Here is a 24,411-nt window from a genome sequence, read left to right as displayed (position 1 = left end):
CCCCCTTTCCTCCTCCCCTATTCCATGCAAGCCATCTCCCCACCCCGTGTTTCATTACGTCCGTTGCTGGCTTTACCGGTCATTGTATCGGCTCTTGGTTTTTTTGTGGATGTGTATGATATGCTGATTTTCAGCATTGTGCGGGTACCGAGTCTGCAATCGCTGGGATTGTCGGAAGCGGACGTTTCGCAGGCGGGTACGTTTATTCTCAATTGCCAGCAGGCGGGACTGGTCGTGGGCGGTTTTCTGTGGGGCGTTCTGGGCGATAAACGGGGACGCATGTCGGTGCTGTTTGGCAGTATCCTGACGTATTCGCTCACGAACATTGCGTGCGGCTTTGTGCAGGACGTGAATACGTACGCCCTGCTGCGTTTTATAGCGGGCGTTGGCCTATCGGGTGAGATTGGGGCGGCTATCGTTCTCGTATCGGAGATTCTACCCAAAGAAATTCGAAGCTACGGCTCGTCGATTGTGGCGGGAATCGGCTACCTCGGCGCGGGCGTGGCCTACCTGACCGTGGAGTATTTCAACTGGCGAACAGCCTTCTGGGTTGGGGGCGGCATGGGTATTGCGTTGCTGCTGCTGCGGGTAAGCGTGTTCGAGTCGGGGGTTTTCAACCGCATGAAAGACCAACACCAGGAAGTTAGCCGGGGAAATTTCCTTCATTTTTTCAGTAGCTGGCGGCAAGCCATCAAGTACCTGCGCTGCGTGTCGGTTGGTATTCCTACCTGGTTCATTGTGGGTATCCTGGCCACGTTTGCCAACGAGTTCGGGCAGGCGTTGGGCATTGCCGAAGTCGTGAAGCCGGGGCGATGCGTCATGATGGTATACGTCGGGCTGGCCGGGGGCGATCTGCTGAGCGGTCCGTTAAGCCATTGGCTGCAATCGCGTTTGAAGGCCATTACAGGTTTGTTGATCTTCAGTGCCCTGTGTAGCGGTGTGTATCTGTTCGGCGGTATTCACACAGCGGGCGGCTTATATACGATCTGTTTGCTGGCAGGCTTCTGCACGGGCTACATAGCTATGTACCTGACGATGGTGGCCGAACTGTACGGCACGAACCTTCGCAATACAGCCACGACCTCAGTACCCAGCGTGGTGCGAGGCACGCTGATTCCGATGACGTTGCTTTTTCAAGCGCTAAAGCCGTCTATGGGAGCTTTACTGGCAGCCGGATTGCTTGGCATCATCGTTTACGGGGTAACATTCTGGTCATTGAGCCGCATGGACGAAACCTTTGGTAAGGACCTCGACTTTGTGGAAGAGCCATGAACCGTTTATCATTTTTCTAAACCGCTGCTCCAGAACGACAGCGCTTGGAGGTGCGCTCCTGCATCATTGGGTTGACAGCTAAAGGTTACCATCTAATCTTATCAACTCAATGAAAACTTCCATCAAATTACTCGTCAGTGCCCTCGTCGTATCATTTATGACCTCCGTTTCATCGCCCGTCCGGGCCGATGATCACAAATCACAGAACAAAGTTTTTGCCGCTGTCATGTTTCCGGCAGCCAAGAATTCCAAACTCTGGCTATGTCTGGAAAAATACAAGTCGGAAAGCAAGATTGACCTGACCCTGGTCAACGAACAGGGCGACATCCTGTTTCATGAAGTCGTAAGCGGGAAGAACAGCAGGCAAACGGCGTATCGTCAGCAATTCGACATGAGTGAACTGAAGGACGGCACTTACACATTCCGTATATCGGCGGGTAGTCAGAAGGAAGAGCGTTCATTTAAGCTCAGTACACCAACCGTAGAAGAAGTACAGCCAGCAAGGATCATCGCAATCAAGTGAAGTGTTTATATACACAAATACACCCAGGGACATCGCTTTAGGCTACGTCCCTGGGTGTATTTGTGTATATATGACATGATTCTGCAAAAATCTGCAAATGATTTTAAGAGAGTGTAAGCCTATTTGGAGAAATAATTGCTTTTTTACAGGCTAATTCCAAAACTCATTCTAGAATTGAAGCAATGAATCAGCTTAACCAAATAGACTACATTATTTTCTTTCTGTATTTCATTGGCGTTTCGTCTTACGGCTACTGGATTTACAAGCGGAAACAAACAACCAGCCTCGATACAAAAGATTTTTTCCTGGCCGAAGGGTCGTTAACCTGGTGGGCTATCGGTGCCTCCATGATTGCCTCCAATATCTCGGCTGAGCAGTTTATCGGCATGTCGGGAAATGGGTTCACCTTTGGCGTTGCCGTAGCCGTGTACGAGTGGTTCGCAGCCCTCGCCCTGATTATTGTGGCCGTCTGGTTTATGCCTATCTACCTCAAAAACCACATCTACACCATGCCGCAGTTTCTAAAAACGCGGTATAACGAAACGGTGAGTTTGATCATGGCCATTTTCTGGCTGTTCCTGTACGTATTTGTCAACCTCACGTCTATTCTCTTTCTGGGCGCGCTGGCGATCAGCACCCTCGTTGGAGCGGACTCGTTCCACCCGATTGTGATTGGCCTTAGTGTTTTTGCCATCGTCATTACGCTGGGCGGTATGAAAGTAATTGGCTACACCGATGTAATTCAGGTAGCCGTTCTTATCATCGGTGGTCTGGTAACGTCGTACATTGCCCTGACGCTGGTAAGCCAGAAATTCGGTCTGGGTAACGACGTTCTGGCTGGTTTTTCGGCCATGATGACCGATGCGGATGATCACTTCCACATGATTTTCGAAAAGCCCGGTCCGAACACCTCACAGGTCGACATCAACAAATACCTGACCTTACCCGGTCTGGCTATGTATTTTGCCGGTATCTGGATCGTGAACCTGAACTATTGGGGCTGTAACCAGTACATTACCCAGCGTGCCCTGGGTGCCGATTTGAAAACGGCCCGTACCGGTATCCTCTTTGCCGCCCTGCTGAAGATTTTCATGCCGCTTATTGTTATGCTGCCCGGTATTGCGGCTTACGTACTTTACAAAAACGGCAGTCTGCAAAACGAAATGGCACCGGGTGGTAAACTCCTCGCCGACAATGCCTATTCAGCCATTCTGTCCTTCCTGCCCAATGGTCTCAAAGGTCTCTCCATGGCCGCGTTGACAGCCGCTATTGTCGCTTCGCTGGCCGGTAAAGCCAACTCGATCTCGACTATTTTCACGCTCGATATCTACCAGAAATACATCAAGAAAGACGCTTCCCAGAAGCAGTTGGTATGGGTGGGCCGGATCACTATTTTTGCCGCTATGCTGCTGTCGATCGGCCTGACGTGGCAGGATGCCCTGGGCATTGGTCGTGAAGGTGGATTTACGTTCATTCAGAAATACACCGGCTACCTGAGCCCGGCTATTTTCGCGGTGTTCATTCTTGGTTTCTTCTGGAAGCGGACAACGGGAACTGCTGCCGTAGCCGGTATTCTGGGCGGTTTTGGCCTGGCCGTGTTGTTCAATAACTTTGCCCCTGCGCTGTTTGGCAACGAAACGATTCTGTACACGGCTTATCCCAACGGAAACGGTGGGTATGAAATCCCCTTCCTGATCTGTATGGGCTGGGCGTTTGTGTTTACGGTCCTGATGATGGTAGCCATTAGCCTTGTCGGCCCGGCGATCAACCCGAAAGCATTTGCCATCGACTCAAGCATGTTCAAGCTGACACCAACGGCAACGGCTCTGGCGGCTATTATTGTCCTGCTGATCACGGTGCTGTACGTTCGGCTCTGGTAGACCTGGTTTTAGAACACAGATTATACGGATGGAACGGATTTTTACGGATAGAGCCACTTTAAGCTCTGCCGTAATCCGTTCCATCCTCTTTTTTAGCCCGTTTGTCCGTCACATATGCAACCACTTTCTCCCAACTCACCCTCCCTCCGTCCTTTGTTTGCCCTGCCGGTTATTGTGGCTGCGCTGGGGTACTTTGTGGATGTCTATGACCTGCTGCTGTTCAACATCGTGCGGGTGCCCAGCCTGAAAGAACTGGGACTTTCCGAAGCGGATATCTCACTCATCGGCGGTAAAATCCTGAATTTTCAGCAGGCCGGTCTGCTTCTGGGCGGGATTCTCTGGGGGATTCTAGGCGATAAACGCGGTCGACTTTCGGTGTTGTTCGGGAGCATTATTACGTATTCGCTGGCGAATCTGGCCTGCGGATTTGTCCACGACCCACAACTCTATGCGTGGCTTCGGTTCATTGCCGGGCTTGGTCTGGCCGGTGAGCTTGGCGCGGGTATTACGCTGGTAAGCGAGATTTTACCGCCCAACCTGCGCGGATACGGCTCATCGCTGGTGGCCAGCGTTGGGTTGCTGGGTGCCGTTGTGGCGTATTTTACGGTTACGCTTTTCGACTGGCGCACGACCTATTTCATTGGCGGCAGTCTGGGGCTGGGCCTGCTGGTGCTCCGGGTGAGTGTGCTCGAATCGGGCATGTTCAAACGCGTGCAGGGAACCAACGTGAGCCGGGGGAATTTTCTGGCTTTGTTTAACGGGAGATCGAAGATTTTACGGTACCTCCGCTGTATGGGCATCGCCCTCCCAACCTATCTGGTCATTGGCATTCTGGCCACCTTCGGGAATGAATTTGGAAAAGCCATTGGCCTGGCAGACCCCATTCAGCCCGGCCGATGCGTGATGTTTACCTACGTGGGCACCGTTCTGGGCGATTTGGCAAGTGGTATTCTGAGCCAGTACCTACGGTCGCGCCGGAAAGCGATTGGTTTGATGATGAGCCTGACGTTTGTTTTCGTCATCATCTACCTCTTTGGTTGCATCAACTCGACCGGGGCTTTTTATGGTTTGTGTCTGGCAATGGGCTTTGGCATCGGCTACATTGCCATGTTCCTGACCATCACAGCGGAAAGCTTCGGTACTAATCTCCGGGCCACGGCTACCACATCAGTAGCCAACAACGTACGGGCTACTACCCTGATCAGCATTCCCGCTTTTCAGGCCATGAAACCCTCGCTAGGTGTTCTGGAAGCCGCAGCCATCGTCGCTTTTGTCTGTTTCGCCCTGGGCTACTGGTCACTGGCAACGATGGAGGAAACGTACGGTAAGGAGCTGGATTATACAGAGTAAGTAACATCAAGCCTAAAGCAGACAAACCTAAAATCCGTTTAACTTTAAGTGTCATACAGTTAGCTTATACGATTGCAGTAAATATAACTTTTCCCTCAGGGCGTATTATGTAACTGTACATTGCATCTAAGTTCAATACCTTTATACAATTCCTAGTTATACAACAATCCATGAAAAAGTGCTACAGATAAACTATTTACAGCGGAGAACAAACTTGTACTTTGCTTTGAAATCTGTTACCTATACAACCCTTGATAGGGACTTGGAATCTTATCAAGGTACGTATCGATTTACTCAACTAACCTTTATGAAATACGCTACTTTATTTCTACTGTTGGGACTCAGCTTTATCGCTTGTGATCAAAAGCAAGTCGATCCTGCTCAAAGGCCTTTAATCGGTACCTATGGGGTAACCCATTTGAAACAGTACCAAGATGGCAAACTTGTATTCGAGGGCGCTTTACCAGCGATATTGGGCGATTCAATGACGATAAAACATGGCCTTAGCATTGAGTTGGCGACCTTAAAATCATCAACCACCGATGCTTTTATTAGCTATCACATGATCCAAAGCCAAAGTAACGCTGATTCGACACGCACTACTTCAAAAAGTTACGGCCGACCAATTGCCCAAAATCAAATCACGATAAAGGCCGCTCAAAGCCCCGGTATGTTTGCTTTCTACAAAAACAACTCAGACTTGATTGGTAATAGTGATGGCGATCAATTAGCCTTCGATTTTGCGGAACCAGATTCATTAGGTCATATTGTTCGCTATGTATATGAGGCAAAGAAAACGTCAGCGACTCCAAATAGATATTAATTGGACAAATACAAAAGTGCTAATAAAGACTCAGGAGCTTTTATTAGCACTTTTTCATGGACTCTTGTATAACTAACTTTATGTAAAGAGATTATAATTGTTTCCCAGAGTAGGCATCAAAATACTATTCTATCAAAAATTATAAATACAACACCTTTATTGAACTACCTTCAAAGCGCAGGGAATTACAGTATCATCAGATAAGTCGGAATAGACGAAAAGTGTCATATTATGAAAGCGATTGTGGTATTGGCCGTTACCTGCTGTGTATTTTTCTCAACATCCTCCCGCTCTGGGTATGGCATAAATTACGTTACCCGAAACAGCTAAGTTGAAGACCTTATCATCAATAGAAGGAAGTAACAGTTTCCATGTTTTACCCTTGTCAGATGATCTAAAAATGCCGGTAGGATGACCACAAAAAAAGTATCCGCCAACCTCAATAATTGAGGCAATGGAGAGGCTTGCCGGAAGGTCAGCATCAATAGGCTGCCAGCTTTTACCGTCGTCATACGATGTTCGCACTCGTCTGGTTTCCGACTGTGTATTGTAGGTGATAGCCGCGAACCCACCCTTGATGCGTTCGACAGCGATGCCAACACCGCCCTCACTAAGTACACAATCCCAGTTTTCACCATCATCGGTCGACCGGATTATTCCCTTCTGGCTGGTTGCCATGAGTACACCGTTTGACTCGACCATTTTTATTACCCAGCCTCCAGAATGGACGCGTTTCCAGGTTTTTCCACTGTCAGTAGATTTAAGCAAGCCCTTGTCGGAGCCGATGAAAACGGTGCCCCCGACCGTTTCAAAAACGGTTCGTACCTGTCTCTCCTGAACATTCGTGTACATAGGCGACCATACACTCGTTCCGTTTATTTTTTGTAGAAATTGGCCATCGTAGTAATTGTAGGCAACGATCCCGGTCTTGCCAGGGGCAATACTACTATGCTGGTCAGGGAAACTCTCCTTCTCCCAAAATGGAGCGGTGGAATTTGGGTTACTGTGATATAACCCATTTCCAGCCTGTAAGTAAAGTCCTTTAGTAGTCGCAAAGAAACCATCGCCCTGCGAACCTTCAGGTAGCCCTTTACTTATGTCCTGCCAGGTTTGTCCACCATCCGTAGATTTGAAAACAAGGTTTACAAGCCCCGATTTATGGCTCGTTAGTTTTTGCGGACGATCCGTGATTGGCGATGAAGCAAGCAATTTTACTGCTTCATTGCAGACAAAGGGAATTTGAAAAAGAAGCAAAAATGCCAGGCTAACGATTTTCATACTTATAATTGGTTTGGTGAAGCCCTGTTATAAAGACATTGGAATTCATAGTTCATCACTTTTTTACCAGGGGATTTCAACCGCAGCCGCAGACGGTCGCAACGGCACCGTAAATCTAACGGCCTTTGTGCTGAGCTTTGGTTAACCGCTTGTAAAAGAATGTCAACGAAACGTAAAAGCTGCTTTTACTAACCATCCCCCCCTCACTGCCCTTTCCTTTTCCTGGAATTTACCGGTGCATGAAGGGCATGAACGACCAGCGGACCGTTGTTGACGGCCGTAATGATCCGTTCCGGATTATGCAGTTTGTAGGAACGGCGAGCGTCGCCGGTTACGGTAAAACCGGTCTGGGTAGCCGGTAGCCCAACAAACCGCCCTCTTCCATCGCCTTTGAGCAGCAAACCACGGGACGCATCCTGCCGCCCCATATTGGCTTCGTTCGCGAAGAAGTTGCCCGTTGCCAGCGCATCGAGCTTGCCGTCTTCATCAAAATCATCGACAACGAACCCAAAAACAGGAGCCTCCTGGGCAGCCATTGGCAGGGGTTTTAAGCGAAACTTTCCTTTGCCAAGGTTCTCCGCATAACAGCTCCGTAGTTCGCTGACGTACGCGCGATACACCCCGTCGAGGTCTTTCTCGGAAAACAGTGCATCGAAATCGGCTTCGGCATAATCGGCGTAGTGCAGAAATTTACGCCGAAACTGGATAACCTGCTGATTCAGGGCATCGCGGGGTAGGGCCGGATAACGCGTTCCATTGATGAAATAGCCCATGATGGGGTCAAATTGCCCGTCGTCGTTGAAATCTTTCCCGTACATCAGGATCGGCTCGCTGGCCGACGCCCGGTAAAGGGTGTTCAATCCTTCGTTACCCAATAATAAGTCAGCGTCGCCATCGCCGTCGAAATCACCACTGGCCACACAGTTCCACCAGCCGGTGGGGTTCGTGGCCAGGGTAGAATCCTCAGATTTTACTTTTCGAAAGACTCCTTTCTGATTCTCCAGTACCGTAAGCGGCATCCACTCGCCCACTGCCACCAGATCCGTATCCTGATCGCCGTCAATATCCACGGGCAATACGTCGCACACCAGTCCGAGACTGGCCAGATCGGGCGCGGCCTGAGCCGTGACGTTTGTAAAATGTGTTGGTTTCCCCGGAACCTGGTCGTTGCGTAACAGGTAGCTATGGGCGGGCAGCGGGTATTTTTGCGGCAGTTGACGCCCGGCAATCAACACGTCCAGATCACCGTCCCGGTCATAATCGAGGGCGCGAACCGACTGGCTGCTGACCGTAATCGACGGCAAACCGGAAACGGGCGCGAAATGCCCCCGACCATCGTTCTGGTAAAGCACCGGCTGAAACGCTTCGGTTGCCGTAAGCGGGCGTTCGTTGCCTCCGCCCACCACCAGCAAATCGTTATCCTGGTCGTTATCGGCGTCGAAGAGCAGAATCGCGCCTACCTCCATGGGCGTATTGGGCATCCAGTCGGCTCGTTTGAACTGCCCATCGGCCTGCCCGAAAAACAAGGCTCCCGGACTGCCCCGGTACGAAGCGCCCACGGCAATGTCGTCGATGGCGTCGCCGTTGAGATCACCAACGGCGACCGCTACCCCAGCCCGCGACAACATCTTATGCAGGGCGGGGGTTGTTTTAAAATCGACAAAGTCCGACTCCTGATGCACATAGTCAAGGTTCGTTAATGATTTCGAGAAAAGGAAATTTGACGATGTATTGACGGGTTTAATCGCTGGTTTCGCATCTCTGTACTGAAGGGTAAGCCGCTGATTGGCCCGCACGTTATAGCGAATTTCGGTCCGTCCACCGGGCCATACTACACGTACCGAGTCGGCGACGGGCTCGCTACCCAGCCCAACGACCAGCCGGGTTTCTACCGACGATAAATACCCGCGTACCGGATACTGTTCCAGCACCTGCTGCTCCCCGCCCGCCCAGACGGTAACCGTAGTGCCAATGCCGACCCGGTTGGTACCCGGCCCAACGAACGCCATTGACAAAAACCCACTTTTCAAGGTTTCGCGGCTTTTATTGCGAAAAAGAGACGCTTTCTCATCAATGTTGTTGACAATCAAATCCAGGTCGCCGTCGCCGTCGAGGTCAGCATAAGCGGCCCCGTTGGCGTAAGATAATTCATCCAGCCCCCAGGCCGACGATACATCCTCGAATGTCAGATCATTGTGGTTTCGGTAGGCGTAGTTACGGAGTTTGATTTCCGGCACTTTTTCCAGCAGTTTATCCCGTTGCTGCTGGCGGGCGGCATCGGTACCGAAACTACCGAACTCCTCTGTGAAGCTGATAAAATCGCGGTCGGTGACGTTTTTGCGGTAGCCATTGGTCACGAATACGTCTTTATGACCGTCCAGATCGAGATCGGCCAGGAGTGTGGACCAGCTCCAGTCGGTTTGGGCTATTCCGGCGAGTAAGCCGACCTCACTAAAAACAGGTTTCCCCCGGTCGTTTCCTGCGTTGAGTTGTAGGGTATTCCGCATGTATTGAAGTTGATAGCCGTACTGCGGAGTTTGGCTCAATTCCTTTTTGTCGTAATCCTGCGCACTGAGCATCTGTTTCTGACGGGCATTTTCTTTCGGCAGCATGTCCAGCTGCATAAGGTCGATCCGACCGTCGTTGTTGATATCGGCCGCATCGATGCCCATGCCATACATACTCGTATGGGCCAGCGAGGCACGGGTACTATTCCGAAACACGCCCAGGCTATCGGGATTGGCCCCGCCGTTGAGGTAGAAAATATCACTGCTGATAAAATCATTGGAACAATACACGTCCGGATAGCCATCCTGGTTCAAGTCCGACACGGCCACCCCAAGTCCAAGCCCTTCGAACCGGATACCGGCCGCTTTGGATACATCGCGGAAAACGGGTCGACCCGTTGGACCCACACCCTCGTTGCGAAACAAACGGTCGGTGGAGGGGTAGGTTCCGTCGTTGATAGCGGGGCGCAGGTAGTTCGGATTCTGCACATCCGGGGCCGTATTGAGCAGAAAGGCGTCGAGATCACCGTCCAGATCGTAATCGAAAAAAGACGCCTGGGTCGTATAGCCATCATAATCGAGGCCATAAGCCGCAGCTTCTTCGCGAAAGGTTGGTGAGGTAGTTTTTTGGTTGATGAACAGCAAGTTCCGGCTTTGGCGCATGGTTCGGTGGGCCGCTACACTCACGTATATATCGTCCCAGCCATCCTGATTGATATCCAAGACCGATACACCCGTACACCAGCGGTCTGTGCGTACCCCGGCCGCATCGGTCAGGTCGGCGAACCGGAAACCGGATTGTTCCGTCGTCTGGTTAATGTACAGACGGCTACTTTCCTGATTGCCCGTAAAGAACAGGTCGGGTTTACCATCGTGGTTGAAGTCGCCCACGCCCACCCCTCCCCCATTGTAGAAGTTTGTAAACGTAAAGGCATTCAGGGAGTCGTTGGGGGTCAGGTTGTTGGTAAACGCTATACCCGACTGACCGGCGTCTATTTTCTCAAATAAACGGTCTGCTTTGGGTTGGCAACTTAGCAGACCGAAGTTCAACAAGAATACCCCAAAAACTAAAAAAATACGCATGAATCACTAGTTGAATACGAACAAAACTCCCTTCCCGGATTAGTTTGGGAAGGGAGTTTTGAGGGTTTACTACTTGGTTTTGGGTTAATAGTTATTGATTGATCGATAGGCTGGCAACAACTAACTCAATAACCAATAACTCAGTAACCAATCACCAATAACTCAATAACCTAATAGCCGGGATTTTGATCTTTGGGATCGATAGCCGGGCTGTTGTCGATTTCGGCTTGCGGAATGGGCAGCAGTTCATGCTTGTTCGCAATGAAATACGAAAGCGGCTCGGACTTCTGCTTCTTGTTTTTCCGCCAGCGGACAATATCGAAGTTACGAACCTGTTCAGCCGCGAGTTCGACCATACGCTCGTGTACCACGGCGTCGAATACCTCACTCTGGTTACGGCAGGGGTAGTTTTTGGTCGGATAAGGCGGCATATCCACCGATTTACGCGCTCGTATCTGGTTCATCAGGGCTATAGCAGCCGCCTGATTTCCGGTCTCGTTTTCACATTCGGCCAGCATCAGCAGTACATCGGCATAACGCATAACCCGCATGTTGATACCACTTTGGGCGTAGCCATTGTCTATTTTGTAAAGCACGGAGTATTTACGCCAGCTTACTTTTAGCGTTTTCCCATCCACTATCGATGCGTTACCCTGTACACGGTCGGCGGTGAGGACACTGAGTCCATTGTTGAATTTGTCACCTTCACTATAGTACGAATACACGTAGCGGGGGTCGTTCTTAGTGTCTCCTGCCGAAATCCGCTCGTAGGAATTCAGAATTTTGTTGGACGGAATCACGTTCCGCCAGCCGATAGCCGAGTACTCCTGCGTCCGGACGGTCTCTTCCTGAACGGCCGACCCATCGCTGTCGCCACCCCAGTTGTAAGCGCCACCCGATTGGGCATAAACCACTTCAAAGATAGATTCCTGATTAAACTCGCCCTCCTCGTTCGTAAGGTCGGTGTACTCATCGACGATTTTGTACAGCCCTGAATTCACAACTTTCTGTAATTCTGTCTTTGCACTGGCGTAGTCGCCCAACTGAAGGTAGGTGCGAGCCAGTAGCGTTTGTGCTGCCGCTTTGGTGGCCCGGCCCTGATTCCGGGCATCGTAGGTAGCAGGCAGGCCGGCCTCAGCCGTTTTCAGATCGGCAATAACAAAGTCGTACACCTGCCGCTGGGTTGAGCGGGGCAACGAGCCATCAACCGATTTAGCAAATTCCTTGTAAAGGGGCACGCCACCGAAAAACGTTGCAAGTTCGTAATATCCCCACGCCCGAAGGAACCGTGCTTCTCCCAACAGACGGTCGCGTACGGCCGGGGTGATGTCTTTGACAGCCGCTCCCTTTTCAATGACCACATTGGCCCGGTGAATGGTCCGATACCAGCCCCGCCATATGCTGCCAACCAGCCCGTTTCCGGTGTCATGTACGCCAATGAGCATCTGGTTACGGGGTGTTTCGAGTTGCCCGCCCCCGGAGGCCATCTCGTCGCTTCGCAGATCGTGGGTAAAAAACCATTCTCTGGAAACCAAGCTGTTCGATTGCACCAGGGCATAAATCGAGTTGACCCCCGCCGTTAATTCGTCGGCATTGTTAAAATAGGTTTCGAAGGTTACGCCATTGGGGTTCAATTTATTGAGATCATCTTCGCTACAACTGATGGTTAAGCCAAGTAGCGCGATGCCAAATAGGATTGTCTTTTTCATGATAACACGTCGCTAAAAGATGAACTGATTCATTAAAAGCCCAGGTTAACGCCAACCATGATCGTACGTGCCTGTGGGTACTGTACGTAGTCGATGCCGTTGTTGAGCAGGTTGTAGTTCTTCGACGACACCTCGGGGTCGTAGCCGGTGTATTTGGTGAAGGTCAGCAGGTTCTGGCTCGACACGTACACCCGCGTTTTACTGAGCACATTGCCCGTCAGTTTACCAATAACCGAGGCCGGAATGGTATAGCCGATGCTCATGTTTTTCAGGCGCAGGTACGAGCCATCTTCGAGGAAGCGGTCGGACGTCCGGGAGTTCTGATTCGGGTCGCCACTGATTGAGCGGGGCACGTCGGTATTGGTGTTCTGGGGTGTCCAGGCGTTCAGCACATCGGCGGTGGCGTTGAACAACCGAAGCTGGCCCTGCCCGATCACTTTCGTTCCGTTATAGACTTTATTACCCTGCACGCCCTGGAAGAACACGGTGAAATCGAAGTTTTTGTACGTACCGGTCCAGTTCAGGCCATAACTGAATTTAGGTATGAAGCTACCGAGATACTGGCGGTCATTGGCGTCGATCCTCCCGTCGCCATTCAAATCGCGGAACCGGATATCGCCCGGTGCCGTCTTGTCATTCTGGTAAAACGTACTGGCGTTGCCGTCAATCGAATTGTACCGGTCAAGCTCGCCCTGGCTCTGGAAAATACCATCGACTACCCAGCCGTAAAAAGACTGAATTGGCTGTCCAACTTCGGTACGGGTAATGTCGAAGCCACCGAAGTCGGCGTTTGAGCCGGAATTGATGGTTGCGTTCGGGGTAGCCAGACTCAGCACTTTGTTGCGCGTGATGTCAAACGTACCGGTCAGGTTCCAGTTGAAATTTTTGCTGGAGTAGTTGTAGCCCGCCGTCAATTCGAATCCCTGGTTACGCATGCTGCCTACGTTGGCCAGTGGGTTGACCGAGTACCCCTGCGATTCGGGCAATGGTACGCGCAGCAGAAGGCCCTCAGTCTGGCGGCTGTACACCTCGGCGCTCAGATTGATCTTGTTGTTGAACAGCGACGCATCGACACCAACATTACTCATGGTGGTTACCTCCCAGCTCAGGTCGCTGTTGCCCAACTGGTTGAAAAACGAACCTAGCTGAGTCTGGTTACCGAATGGGTAAATGGTGTTGTTGGCCTGAATGAGTGGTTGCCAGTCATAATCACCAATGGCATTGTACCCGGTTTGGCCGTAGCTTCCGCGCAGTTTCAATTCCGAAAAGGCCGAAACGCCCTTCATGAATTTCTCCTCACTAATGCGCCAGCCTGCAGAAACAGCCGGGAACGTACCCCATTTCCGACCCGGAGCAAATTTCGACGAGCCATCCCGCCGAATGGATGCGCCCAGGAGGTACCTGCCCGCATATTCGTAATTCAGGCGACCCACATACGAAATCAGGAGGTTTTCATTCAGCGTACTAGAGCCGTTGGGGTTCGATACGCCCTGAATCACCTGGATGTTATTGTCGGGGCGCTGGCCGCTGGCACTAATGGACCGCGACATGCTGCGTTGCTGCTCGGCGACACCGGTCAGGTTGACGAAGTGCTTGCCATAGGTTTTCTCGAAAGTGAGCTGATTGGTCATCACTGAGGAGAAGAACTCGCTGCGGTTTTCGTTGACGTTGGCAATTACCCGGCTGCGGTTGCCGTCGTTGTAGATCGGCAGAAACCCATTGAACCGCGCATTGGCGTAATCGGCCCCGAAGGTGAATCGATACCGAAGGAAGTCCGTAAACTTAACCTCGGCGAAGATCGATCCCAGCAGTTTAAAGCCCCGGTCTGTCTGAAACTGTTGTTCCTGCTCGGCTACCCGTAGGGGGTTTTCGGGGTCGGTGGCATCAAGCCCCTGCGCCGTTGTGCTGAACCCGCCAATCTTTGTTGGATCACGCACGGGCCAGTAGGGCGTCATCCGCATGATATTCATCAGCAGACTACGCCCGCCACCGTCGCGCTCCAGCCGCCGGAAGTCCGTAGACGCCAGCATCGTTTGTCCAATGGTCAGGTATTTACTGACTTTATGATCCGAGTTGATCCGGAAACTCTGCCGATCGTAGTTGGTGAAAGGCAGAATTCCATCCTGTTTAAAATAACCCAGTGAGGTATAGAACCGGGAAGTAGCATTCCCCCCCGACAGGGAAATCTGGTGATCCATAATGGGTGCCGCACGGAACATAACATCCTGCCAGTCGGTATCGGTCTGGGCAAATGTCTGCGTAGCGCCATCGTAAATGGGTACGTTCATGTTAGCGAAACGACCCGGTACAGGTTGCCCGGCCGCTGTCAATAACGATGTGCCATAGTTAATGTACTCCTGGCTATTGAGCAGGTCCAGTTTGCGCCAGGCCGATTGCGAACCGTAGTACGAGTCGACGTTAATGGTGAGCTTGCCATTGGTAGCCCCTTTCTTGGTGGTAATCAGGATAACCCCATTGGCGGCCCGTGACCCATAAATAGCGGCCGCGCTGGCGTCTTTCAGCACTTCCAGCGATTCGATATCCTTGGGGTCGATATTGTTCAGCCCACCCGCCGGTATCCCGTCGATCACATAGAGCGGATTCGGGTTCAGGCTAATAGAGCCCACGCCCCGCACCCGCACCACGGGTTCGCTGCCGGGGCTGCTGTTGTTGGTGACCGAAACACCCGGCACGCGCCCCTGCAAGGCCTGCACGGGACTGATGACCGGAAGCGCCCGCAGGTCTTTCGGCGAAACGGACGAAACGGCTCCCGTCAGCGAGGACTTTTTCTGGGTACCGTAGCCCACCACGATCACTTCATTGAGCGCCAGGGGGTCGGTGTTCATTTTTACGTCAATTACCGACCGGTTGCCCACCGCTACTTCCTGTTTCGTATAACCAATAAAGCTAAAAACGAGGGTTGCCTGCCGCCCGGCAGCAATGGAGTACTTACCATTTTTGTCGGTGGTGGCTCCTCGCACTGTTCCTTTTTCTACCACGTTCACGCCGGGAAGCGGTTCCCCGGCCTCGTTGGTAACTGTGCCCGATACTTGCTGGGCAAGGGATGGTGTGGCGATGGCAAAAAGCCAAACGACCATTAAGGTTCGAAAAGCATTCAGCAGTTTACTGCTTTTGGGTTGTAAACGTTTCTTGTATTGCATAGTGATAGTAATTGATTTAACACTCAACAAAATTCACTAAGTATAAACAGCAGGAAGAAAAGCAATTAAAACGTAACCTAAACAACTATACTATTCCGTTTTAGCGACACTAAGATCAGACAAGGCTAGCTGTTTTACGAGACGTTTTTTTACAAACTTTATCAACTTATTGGTTCATTCAATGAGTCCATAGTGGAAAGAGCATTTAGTGTCATATTTATGTATTTAATGGTTAAAATGATATTTACCGTAGCAAAAAAAGTACAATGGACTGAATAGTGCAAATAAATCAGCGTTATGTTTGGTTTAAAATTTCCTTGTACAGTCTATTCCTTTTATACCCTATTAAGTTAGACGAGCCCTCTAGTCAACTATAGAAGAAATATGACTACTTGTGGTAATTGAGATTCTGGCCTGGATTCGTTTAAATTGATGCGGGAATCGAGGTGGTACAAGAGGCTCAAAAACGATATTGTAAGATATGCTTTTAGAGTATATATACTCATACATTATGATTCTTAAATTACGATTTTTTTATTTATGTATGATATAGTAAATGTCAATAGACAACGTACGTGTTGTAAATAACTGCTCACTTATAAAAGGCCAAATGGCTGGCGTGCATTAGACCCGCCTGAGTCGCTTACGGTAATAATGCATTGGCAAAGTGCTTTCTGAAAGAAATCGGTTTATTTTTCGAAACACGATCCATTACAACAGTGCGTGGTTTTACAAAACATTGATTTAACCCTACCCTTTTCCAGGGCAATCCTGTATGAAGGCTGCCCAGTACCGACGATGAACAAGTACTTTCTTATCCTGGCTCTGGTCTTTCTGACGAGTTCATTCACCCATAAAGAGATTTCCTGGGTAGCCATTGGCGATTCGATCACCTATTTAAACGAGCATCTGGACGAAACGGGCAACCGGATCACTAAAGGTTACATGACCCGTGTGAAAGAGCAGTTGCCCTACATACAGTATACGAACCAGGGGCATAATGGGTGGACAGCGGGCCGGATTGCGTCTTCGATCGAAACACTGGGCTTGGTCAAAGCCGATCTCTATTCGGTCTTTTTGGGCACGAATGACTGGTGGGCCGGCCGACCTTTGGGCACCCTGGCCGATTATGAGCGCAACACTGGCAATGCTACGGTATATGGCTCCTTTCGAATCATTATCAACAAACTCCGCACACTCAACCCACAGGCTCCGATCATCCTGATTACCCCCATGCAGCGGGTGGACTTTGTCTACCTGACCAATTTCAAGAACAACGCGTACGGCTCGTACAAACCCAAAAACGGTCAACTACTTGAGTCGTTTGCCAATGCCATTGATTCCATTGGTCGCTACGAACACCTCCCCGTTGTTGATCTTTACCACATGCGCGGTTTAGACGCGAAGAAACTAGTTAAATACAAACGACTGAAAGACCCAAAAACAGGTGTGTACACTAATTACCCCTATCCGAAATTCATCGACGTACCATTTAACCCGGAAACCGACGAGTATCCGTATCCGATGGAGGCTATTGACAAAACGTACGATGGTCTTCACCCATCCGATGCGGGCTATTCTCTAATTAGCCATAAGCTGGTTAAGATCATTAAACAATATCGTTAGCCATACCCCTATTTTTTACCACAACCCAACTTCATGAACAGACGGAGCTTTATTAAGAACAGTTCGGCGGTTACCCTATCTGCCAGTACACTTACCGTAGCGGCCTGCTCGTCGCCTAAACAGACAGCAAAGGAGAATGACACCGCAGCGTTTACCGACGATTTTGACCTGAATGAAGCAACGATCACCGAACTTCAGCAAAAAATGGAGTCGGGCCAGTACTCGTCGGCGGCCATTACCCAGCTCTACCTGGACCGTATTCAGGCTATTGATAAGCAAGGGCCGGGCCTCAATTCCGTTATCGAACTAAACCCCGACGCCCTATCGATCGCCAACACTATGGATCAGGAGCGGAAAGCGGGCAAACTACGGGGGCCGCTTCATGGTATTCCGATCCTACTAAAAGATAATATCGACACCGGCGACCAGATGATGACAACTGCCGGTGCTCTGGCGCTGGAGGGCCATAAAGCGGCAAAAGATGCCTTTGTCGCCAAAAAGCTGCGCGACGCCGGGGCGGTTATTCTTGGTAAAACAAACCTCAGTGAATGGGCTAACTTTCGCTCGACCCGGTCGAGCAGCGGCTGGAGCAGCCGGGGTGGGCAAACCCGCAACCCCTTTGTGCTGGACCGCAGTCCTTGCGGCTCCAGCTCGGGTTCAGGCGCGGCCGTATCGGCTAATTTATGCGCCGTGGCCGTAGGTACCGAAACGGATGGTTCCGTTATTGCTCCTGCCTCGTTTTGTGGCGTTGTCGGGATTAAGCCAACCGTAGGGCTGGTGAGCCGCAGCGGTATCATTCCCATCTCGAAGACGCAGGACACCGCCGGACCCATGACCCGCACGGTAACGGATGCCGCCATTTTGCTGGGTATCATGGCTGGTATTGATCCAACCGATGCCGTTACGGCCGAAAGCCAGGGCAAAGCTATAACCGATTACACCCCCTTTTTAAAGGACGATGGTTTGTCGGGTAAACGCATTGGGGTAGAAAAATCGTTTCTGAAGGGTCACGAAGGTGTTGTTGGCCTGTTCAGGCAAGCGATTGACGTATTGAAAAGGCAGGGAGCAGTTATTGTTGAGGTTGAGCTTCTCAACCAGCTCAATCCCATTGGTGGAGCGGAGTTTACGGTACTTCAATACGAATTTAAGGATGGCGTAAACCAGTACCTGGCATCGGCCAATGCAGGCGTTAAATCGCTGGCGGAGGTGATCGCCTTTAATCGAAAAAATGAGGCTAAAGCCATGCCTTTCTTCAAGCAGGAGACGCTCGAAAGCAGTGAGGCCAAAGGCGCATTGACCAGTAAGGAATACACGGATGCGCTGGCCAAGACCCGAACATCCCGCCAGTTGATCGACAAATTAATGACCTCCGCTAAACTGGATGCTATCTGCGGCACCAGCATAGGCTTTGCAGGCTGTATCGACCTGATAAACGGGGACTATGACACGGGCTTTTATTTCTGTCCACCGGCAGCTATGGCAGGGTATCCACATATTACCGTCCCAATGGGTATGGTACATGGTTTACCGGTTGGTCTTTCGTTCATTGCCAGTGCCTATCAGGAAGGGGCACTGCTAACCATAGGCTACGCCTATGAACAGGCTTCGAAGAAACGCATACGCCCACCCTTCACGAAGTCATTGGTTCCGGCTTGATTGCGATCAATAACGAACAAGGGGCAAGAGCCTGCTCACTACCGCTAAACGCCTGATAAACGCGCTTTAGAACTCGTCCATGCTGTTTCCGGTCGTCACGACGTATTAGCATAGCATGGACGAGTTTATGTCTCAATTACACTAACGCAGCCGCAGCCCTCTGCGTTATAGCGTCCTACCCCCGCCAGTACGGCCAGTTCCAGCAGTTCGGGTGGCCCCTCCAATTCAAACATAAAGTCATAGTACCCACGTAACTGAGTCTGCGCCCGCGAGCCTTCTTTTATGGTGAGTAACCTTGACTTAGGCTGTGTTGTCCTGTCTTTGCTGACAGCCTTTCCGTCTGGATTGGGCAACAATCGATAACTCAGCACTCCGTCAGGCGGGTTATGGCCAGGTAGTACGGTTACCGGTTTGTTTACCTGAGTACTACCGTATTTTGCCCACAAATTAGCGACAAGCAATGGCCCGAACTGTTCATGGGCGGGATGTAAATACTGATCCATACCACGCTCATCTTTGAGCGCAATAACCACGGGCGACAACGTACGGAGTTGAACCCTTTGACTGACAATCCGTACCGGGACGGCCTCTATGCGGTCGATGATGAACTCTGCCTGGCACGGAGTCGCTTGGCGCGGATTCGCCCCGCGTGGCGTCGACACAATCACACACCGCTGATCCTGAAAGAGGCCCATTAAAAAGTGCTGGGCCGCTGTATCCATATAAAAGCTAACGACCCATTCGATATAAGGCGAATTAACCCACATCCCGCCTGCCTTAACATCGACAACGATACGCGGCATGATCAAATCTGAAAACGTAAAGAGTTTGAACCGTCGCGTGCTGGTTAGGGGGTAGCCCTCCTCATGTAAAAAACGAGCGTACCGGGCATCAGCTTCAGTTAAAACCGAATATATAAATCCACTTAATCTATATGCGTAATTAAAAGGTACAAGTGTTTTCGCGCTGGCAGGGCGGAGAGTAAGTTTAAATTGCATAAAGCTCCTTTAATGACCGAACGGTATGATAAATACTCAAATTTACTATACGGTAATAGATTTTTTGCCTTGTTAATGATGCACATACATCAATCCAAGGGGTCTAACAAATCGTACTTATGGCACAAAACATCACTAATTAACTTATTTCCTCCATTTATCTATTTAATACAGGTAATTATATATAAAACTAGCATGCTCATATACGCCAATTAATAAATATATACTATGCATCTAATTAAGACTAGACTTATAATCATTCATCAACAATTTGTATATTATATAGAAGTTAAATTAAAGTTTTCTTAATAAAAGTACTAGATAAATCTCTTTGATAGTCAATACATAAACTCCCTATCTATTTTATAGGATTTTAGCAACATACCATTCACGAAATAAACCAAAGTTAGCCATTCATAAAGCAAAGACTTTGCAGTCTAAACATCATCAATACCAAATGAAGCAAAATGAATAAGCAATTACTTGGCACAGGCTGTAAAAATTGCCAAAACAATAAAAACACTCATAAGGTTCGGCAACACCTTTTCTGAGATGAAAATCTACTATAATATTGGTCGAAACCCCTTTGAATTACTATACGTATTAACAACTTAAATGTACAAAGCCTAAATTTTGTACAAAAGCAATTTTAAGTTGAATATTAATGCATGATTGACAAGGGAAAAAATCTAAACTCGACTATTTATTATCTGCAAATACCGTAAACACGTTGTACCAATACCTAAACAGGTATGTACACTATGTTAAAGTAAGGTATTTTGATAAAATCTTAGAATCAAAATTCAGTTAATTTATTGTGTGTCGTTATGAATTGCTCTATCATTGAATCGTCCAACGCAGTAAACAAGTTTTATCAGATTCAACTATCAAAAGATGATGGATGCAATCAAATTTGACAAATCAACTCAGTTGAGTTATTAACAACATTGACACATTGGTGGGAGGCTTATTAGTGGAGACAATAGGCTAGAAAATAAGCTTGCATTTTTCTAACCAAGATTAACAGGCAGTTTAACCAAAAATTTCTTTTCAACCAGATAACTTTTTAGTTATTGACTACTTTTTACAACCTCTTTTATATTCACATTATGATGACAGCTTATCCAAAACTTCTCTTTTTAATGCCGACTAATTCAATCATTTGGTTAGAGGGCGATGGAAACTACACCCGTATGCATTTGCAGGATGGAAAATACCAATCAATTCCTTATACACTGAAATATATTGCGAACAAACTACCCGACTTTGTACGCATTCATAAATCAAGTTTAATAAATCCAGTGTACGTCCAGGAGCTTACCAGCAGAGGATATCAGGACTATTGGGTTAAACTAAGCAGCGGCCAAGTTCTCTCCGTTTCACGTAAACGGATCGTTCAGACAGCCACGAAATTAAACCTTCCAAAGCCCTGATCCCTTATCGGATAGTCATCCATGCGCCCGATCCAAAATAAGGGAAGGGCTGTCAAGAACAAGCTGACAATAATTTAACTAGTTGATTTTCATAGGTTCTGTCAAAGAATAAAACGTGAGTCAGCTTAGAAATCCACGCTTGAAGGCCGAAGGGGTAAGACAAGTAGTCGTGAAGGCAGTTGATTTTCCTCCTCCTCCCTAACGCCCTGCTGGTCTCCTGAAACGACTCCCGATTTGACTCTGGTGGATCTGGCTTGGCCTCCTAAACAACCAATTCTTTGATCAATTACAGGCTTAGATGACCGTTTGAAAAGTAAGAGGTTAGGCATTGTGTCAATAATAACACTCTACCGTTTTTTTGACACAACGACAACGAATGTTACGCTTTATAAAGTTGGTACAAACAGCGCTACAGTGAGGTTATCTTATTTTGATAGCACGGTTAAACCGTTCATTAATTAGGCGGATGAATATCAGGTATACTGACCATTAACGATTATTTATTAATTGGTAGGTAAACCAAAAAAAACTTCAACTCCACAAAACACTATGAAATATACCAGCATGAAATTTGCTTTTATAAAGCCTGTTTTTTCGGTCATCCTACCTTTATCTACTCCGAAAACTTCAGATATACAAGAGTTCAAAGAACTGGTAAAGTGGGCTGTTTTTCAACAAAAATTACCCTTCAAACTTGCAAAATCAAGCATTCGAACAGAAGACTACAAAGCCAATAGATTTCAGTAAAATCACATAGATCTTATTGAAAAAATTTGATTCAGCTCAACCGAATAATAAATATCCATTAATCTGAAATACATAAAAAAACAGATTAATCATGTTCAATTTTAGTATTCATCTTTTGAATAACTACCCAATTACGCTGAGTAGATTTCGCAACTAAGTCACACGATTTTCGGCAAAGGAACTTACTCGAATAGCCCTGTTAAATCAATAAATCTGCATGAAGCCACTAGTATTTACTTACATTATATCGGTGATTTTTACTGTGTGCCTACGAACCATCGTGTGCGCACAGACTAGCACCACTTATACATGTGATTATACAATAACAAAGAGTGGACTCTATAAAAATGGCACCCTGGGCATTCGTCCCGGACAAACGGTATGTATACAGGCTGGCACGTACACTAATTTGCACTTCAGTGATTTTGCAGGTACAGCGGAAAAGCCAATACGGTTTACGAATAATGGGGGGAAAGTGATCGTCAGTGCAGACAAGTCTCCGGCGGGTATACAATTCTACTTTTCCAAGAACTTCATTCTATCCGGCTCCGGATCGCCTGATCTTGAGTACGGCATATTGGTAGAAAAAACCGGTACGGGTGGTCAGGCAGTTCGGGTAGAGAACAAAAGCTCCGACTGTGAGATCGATCATGTTGAAATTGCCGGTTCTGGCTTTGCCGGTATTATGGTCAAGACAGACCCCACTTGTGATTCCACTACCTGGCGTGAAAACCTGGCTATACGGAATGTGAAAGTACACCACAATTACATTCACGATACAGACAGCGAAGGCATCTACATTGGCAGCTCTTTCTGGAACGAAGGCTACAAAATGGCCTGTGGAAATCAACCAAAGCTCATCTATCCTCATAGTATCTATGGCCTTGAAATTCACCACAATCTGATCGAAAGAACGGGTACAGAGGGTCTTCAATATGCTGCAGCACCCGATGCAGTTGTTCATCACAACATTGTTAGAAACACTGGTCTTAAGCCGTTTGCCTCTTTTCAAAATAATGGCGTACAACTCGGCGGTGGGGTAGGCGGCAGCTTTTACAACAATCAGATTTCCAATTCACCAGCAGTAGGCCTGATCGTCATTGGCAATGGCGGTAACATGCGGATATACAACAACCTGATCGTGAACAGTACTATCAATGCGATCTTTTGCGACAACCGGCCTGGTACAGAAGCCAATACGCCCATCCTCTTTGCCAACAACACCCTCATCAATACCGGCGAGGAAGCCATCAAATTATACAACGAAACCAACAGGAACCTGGTCATCAACAACATCATTGCCAGGGTTGGAAAAGGGCGTCGCTACATTACGATGGCACAGGACGTTCCCGCCGAGGTGGCCGGCAACTTCATGACGTCGGATATTGATTCGATCGGGTTCATCAATCCCGCCGAAGGCAATTTCCGCCTGAAGGGTACCTCAAAATTGATTGATTCCGGCCTTAGCCGCACGGGTAGTCAGATCAGTATGGATTTGGATAACAACCGTCGCCCAATAGGTCGGCAAATTGACATTGGTGCTTACGAATACTACCCCGTCAACGACCAGCTCATAACCGTCTATCCCTCCCCCTGCGACGACCAGCTCTCACTCTGGTCGCCTGAGGCAATTCAGCAGGTAAAAGTGTACTCCACTACCGGCAGGGAAGTGCTTCTGTTTGATTCTGAACCAACTACGAGTATCAACCTGTCTGTGAAGTCATTGGCGGCTGGCTTGTATGTCTTAAAAGTCGAAACAGCTTCTGGTTCCGTATCAAAACGATTCATTAAACGATGACGACCTACCTCACCAACTGACTCTCTGAAATCCAATCACTAACATTCAATCAACCTGTAGAAAATGAACTATAACTTCTCCTCTCTGGCAACGGCTTCTTCGACCATTTTACTTGTCGATGAAGATCGTTTTATCGCAGGTATTCTCCGCCAAACCCTCCAGTCCGAATTTACCATTAAGTACGTCTCGAATGGTATGGAAGCTATGCACTGGCTCGAACAGGGTAACTCGCCGGCACTCATTATCACTGAGCTGAAAATGGACCAGCTGGACGGTCGTAAACTCATCCGGCTCATTAGAGAGAGTACATTACTGAGTCATTTGCCCATTATTGTTCTGTCGGACAGTGATGATAGTAACACGCGCATCGAATGCCTGGAGAGCGGGGCCGATGGCTATTTGGTTAAGCCCTTCAATCCGCTGGAAGTAAAAGCAAAAGTTCGGGCTGTTCTGCGTCGCTCGACCATTGACAAGACGCCCGTTAAGCATTTCCCGGAACGACTGACAACGACTCCTCAGTGGATCTTACCATCTGCCAGCTAGCCTACTCTGACTACCGCGCCTACT

Annotated in this window: 16 protein-coding genes; 11 read left to right on the top strand and 5 right to left on the bottom strand. The window is 48.9% G+C overall.

Going from position 1 to position 24,411, the window contains the following annotated elements; genetic code table 11:
* Positions 1–24 precede the first annotated feature (24 nt).
* From CRO74_RS20370 to CRO74_RS20350, 5 genes are all read left to right on the top strand, one after another.
* Positions 25–1,272: an MFS transporter gene (locus CRO74_RS20370; protein ID WP_097128322.1), complete on the top strand. Its 1,248-nt coding sequence runs from the start codon at positions 25–27 to the stop codon at positions 1,270–1,272.
* A gap of 109 nt (positions 1,273–1,381) precedes the next feature.
* Positions 1,382–1,795 (top strand): T9SS type A sorting domain-containing protein, encoded by a 414-nt coding sequence (locus CRO74_RS20365; protein ID WP_097128320.1) that lies wholly within the window; start codon positions 1,382–1,384, stop codon positions 1,793–1,795.
* A 182-nt stretch (positions 1,796–1,977) separates the two neighbouring features.
* Positions 1,978–3,675, top strand: coding sequence for a sodium:solute symporter family transporter (locus CRO74_RS20360; protein WP_097128318.1), 1,698 nt, complete (start codon positions 1,978–1,980; stop codon positions 3,673–3,675).
* A 114-nt stretch (positions 3,676–3,789) separates the two neighbouring features.
* Positions 3,790–5,025, top strand: a complete 1,236-nt coding sequence (locus CRO74_RS20355; protein WP_097128316.1) for an MFS transporter — start codon at positions 3,790–3,792, stop codon at positions 5,023–5,025.
* A gap of 307 nt (positions 5,026–5,332) precedes the next feature.
* Positions 5,333–5,848: a hypothetical protein gene (locus CRO74_RS20350; RefSeq protein ID WP_097128314.1), complete on the top strand. Its 516-nt coding sequence runs from the start codon at positions 5,333–5,335 to the stop codon at positions 5,846–5,848.
* Between the two features lie 276 nt (positions 5,849–6,124).
* Here the strand turns inward: CRO74_RS20350 and CRO74_RS20345 are convergent, their stop codons facing one another.
* From CRO74_RS20345 to CRO74_RS20330, 4 genes are all read right to left on the bottom strand, one after another.
* Positions 6,125–7,126 (bottom strand): WD40/YVTN/BNR-like repeat-containing protein, encoded by a 1,002-nt coding sequence (locus CRO74_RS20345; RefSeq protein ID WP_097128313.1) that lies wholly within the window; start codon positions 7,124–7,126, stop codon positions 6,125–6,127.
* Positions 7,127–7,329: 203 nt separating this feature from the next.
* Positions 7,330–10,716 (bottom strand): CRTAC1 family protein, encoded by a 3,387-nt coding sequence (locus CRO74_RS20340; RefSeq protein WP_097128311.1) that lies wholly within the window; start codon positions 10,714–10,716, stop codon positions 7,330–7,332.
* A gap of 170 nt (positions 10,717–10,886) precedes the next feature.
* Entirely contained in the window at positions 10,887–12,425 is a 1,539-nt protein-coding gene (locus CRO74_RS20335; RefSeq protein ID WP_097128308.1) for a RagB/SusD family nutrient uptake outer membrane protein, read from the bottom strand.
* A 32-nt stretch (positions 12,426–12,457) separates the two neighbouring features.
* Positions 12,458–15,586, bottom strand: a complete 3,129-nt coding sequence (locus tag CRO74_RS20330) for a SusC/RagA family TonB-linked outer membrane protein (RefSeq protein WP_097128306.1) — start codon at positions 15,584–15,586, stop codon at positions 12,458–12,460.
* Positions 15,587–16,384: 798 nt separating this feature from the next.
* On the opposite strand from CRO74_RS20330, the gene CRO74_RS20325 reads away from it, so the two are divergent.
* Together CRO74_RS20325 and CRO74_RS20320 are read left to right on the top strand one after the other, a co-directional pair.
* Positions 16,385–17,212, top strand: a complete 828-nt coding sequence (locus tag CRO74_RS20325) for an SGNH/GDSL hydrolase family protein (RefSeq protein WP_097128304.1) — start codon at positions 16,385–16,387, stop codon at positions 17,210–17,212.
* Between the two features lie 33 nt (positions 17,213–17,245).
* A complete protein-coding gene (locus CRO74_RS20320) occupies positions 17,246–18,868 on the top strand; it encodes an amidase (protein ID WP_097128303.1) in 1,623 nt (540 codons plus the stop codon).
* A gap of 125 nt (positions 18,869–18,993) precedes the next feature.
* Here the strand turns inward: CRO74_RS20320 and CRO74_RS20315 are convergent, their stop codons facing one another.
* On the bottom strand, positions 18,994–19,866 hold the full coding sequence (locus tag CRO74_RS20315; RefSeq protein ID WP_097128301.1) for a CRISPR-associated endoribonuclease Cas6: 873 nt from the start codon (positions 19,864–19,866) through the stop codon (positions 18,994–18,996).
* 1,109 nt (positions 19,867–20,975) lie between these two features.
* Between CRO74_RS20315 and CRO74_RS32425 the strand changes: the two genes are divergently transcribed.
* The 4 genes from CRO74_RS32425 (at position 20,976) to CRO74_RS20295 (ending at position 24,387) form a co-directional block, all read left to right on the top strand.
* On the top strand, positions 20,976–21,299 hold the full coding sequence (locus CRO74_RS32425) for a LytTR family DNA-binding domain-containing protein (protein ID WP_097128300.1): 324 nt from the start codon (positions 20,976–20,978) through the stop codon (positions 21,297–21,299).
* A gap of 549 nt (positions 21,300–21,848) precedes the next feature.
* On the top strand, positions 21,849–22,046 hold the full coding sequence (locus CRO74_RS20305; protein ID WP_097128298.1) for a hypothetical protein: 198 nt from the start codon (positions 21,849–21,851) through the stop codon (positions 22,044–22,046).
* Positions 22,047–22,263: 217 nt separating this feature from the next.
* A complete protein-coding gene (locus tag CRO74_RS20300) occupies positions 22,264–23,844 on the top strand; it encodes a T9SS type A sorting domain-containing protein (protein ID WP_097128297.1) in 1,581 nt (526 codons plus the stop codon).
* 63 nt (positions 23,845–23,907) lie between these two features.
* Positions 23,908–24,387 (top strand): response regulator, encoded by a 480-nt coding sequence (locus CRO74_RS20295; protein ID WP_097128295.1) that lies wholly within the window; start codon positions 23,908–23,910, stop codon positions 24,385–24,387.
* The last annotated feature ends 24 nt before the right edge of the window (positions 24,388–24,411 follow it).

The organism is Spirosoma fluviale (assembly GCF_900230225.1).
Taxonomy (GTDB): Bacteria; Bacteroidota; Bacteroidia; order Cytophagales; family Spirosomataceae; genus Spirosoma; species Spirosoma fluviale.
The sequence above is the reverse complement of the archived record's forward strand: the minus strand, read 5'-3'. Positions and strand labels throughout refer to the sequence as shown.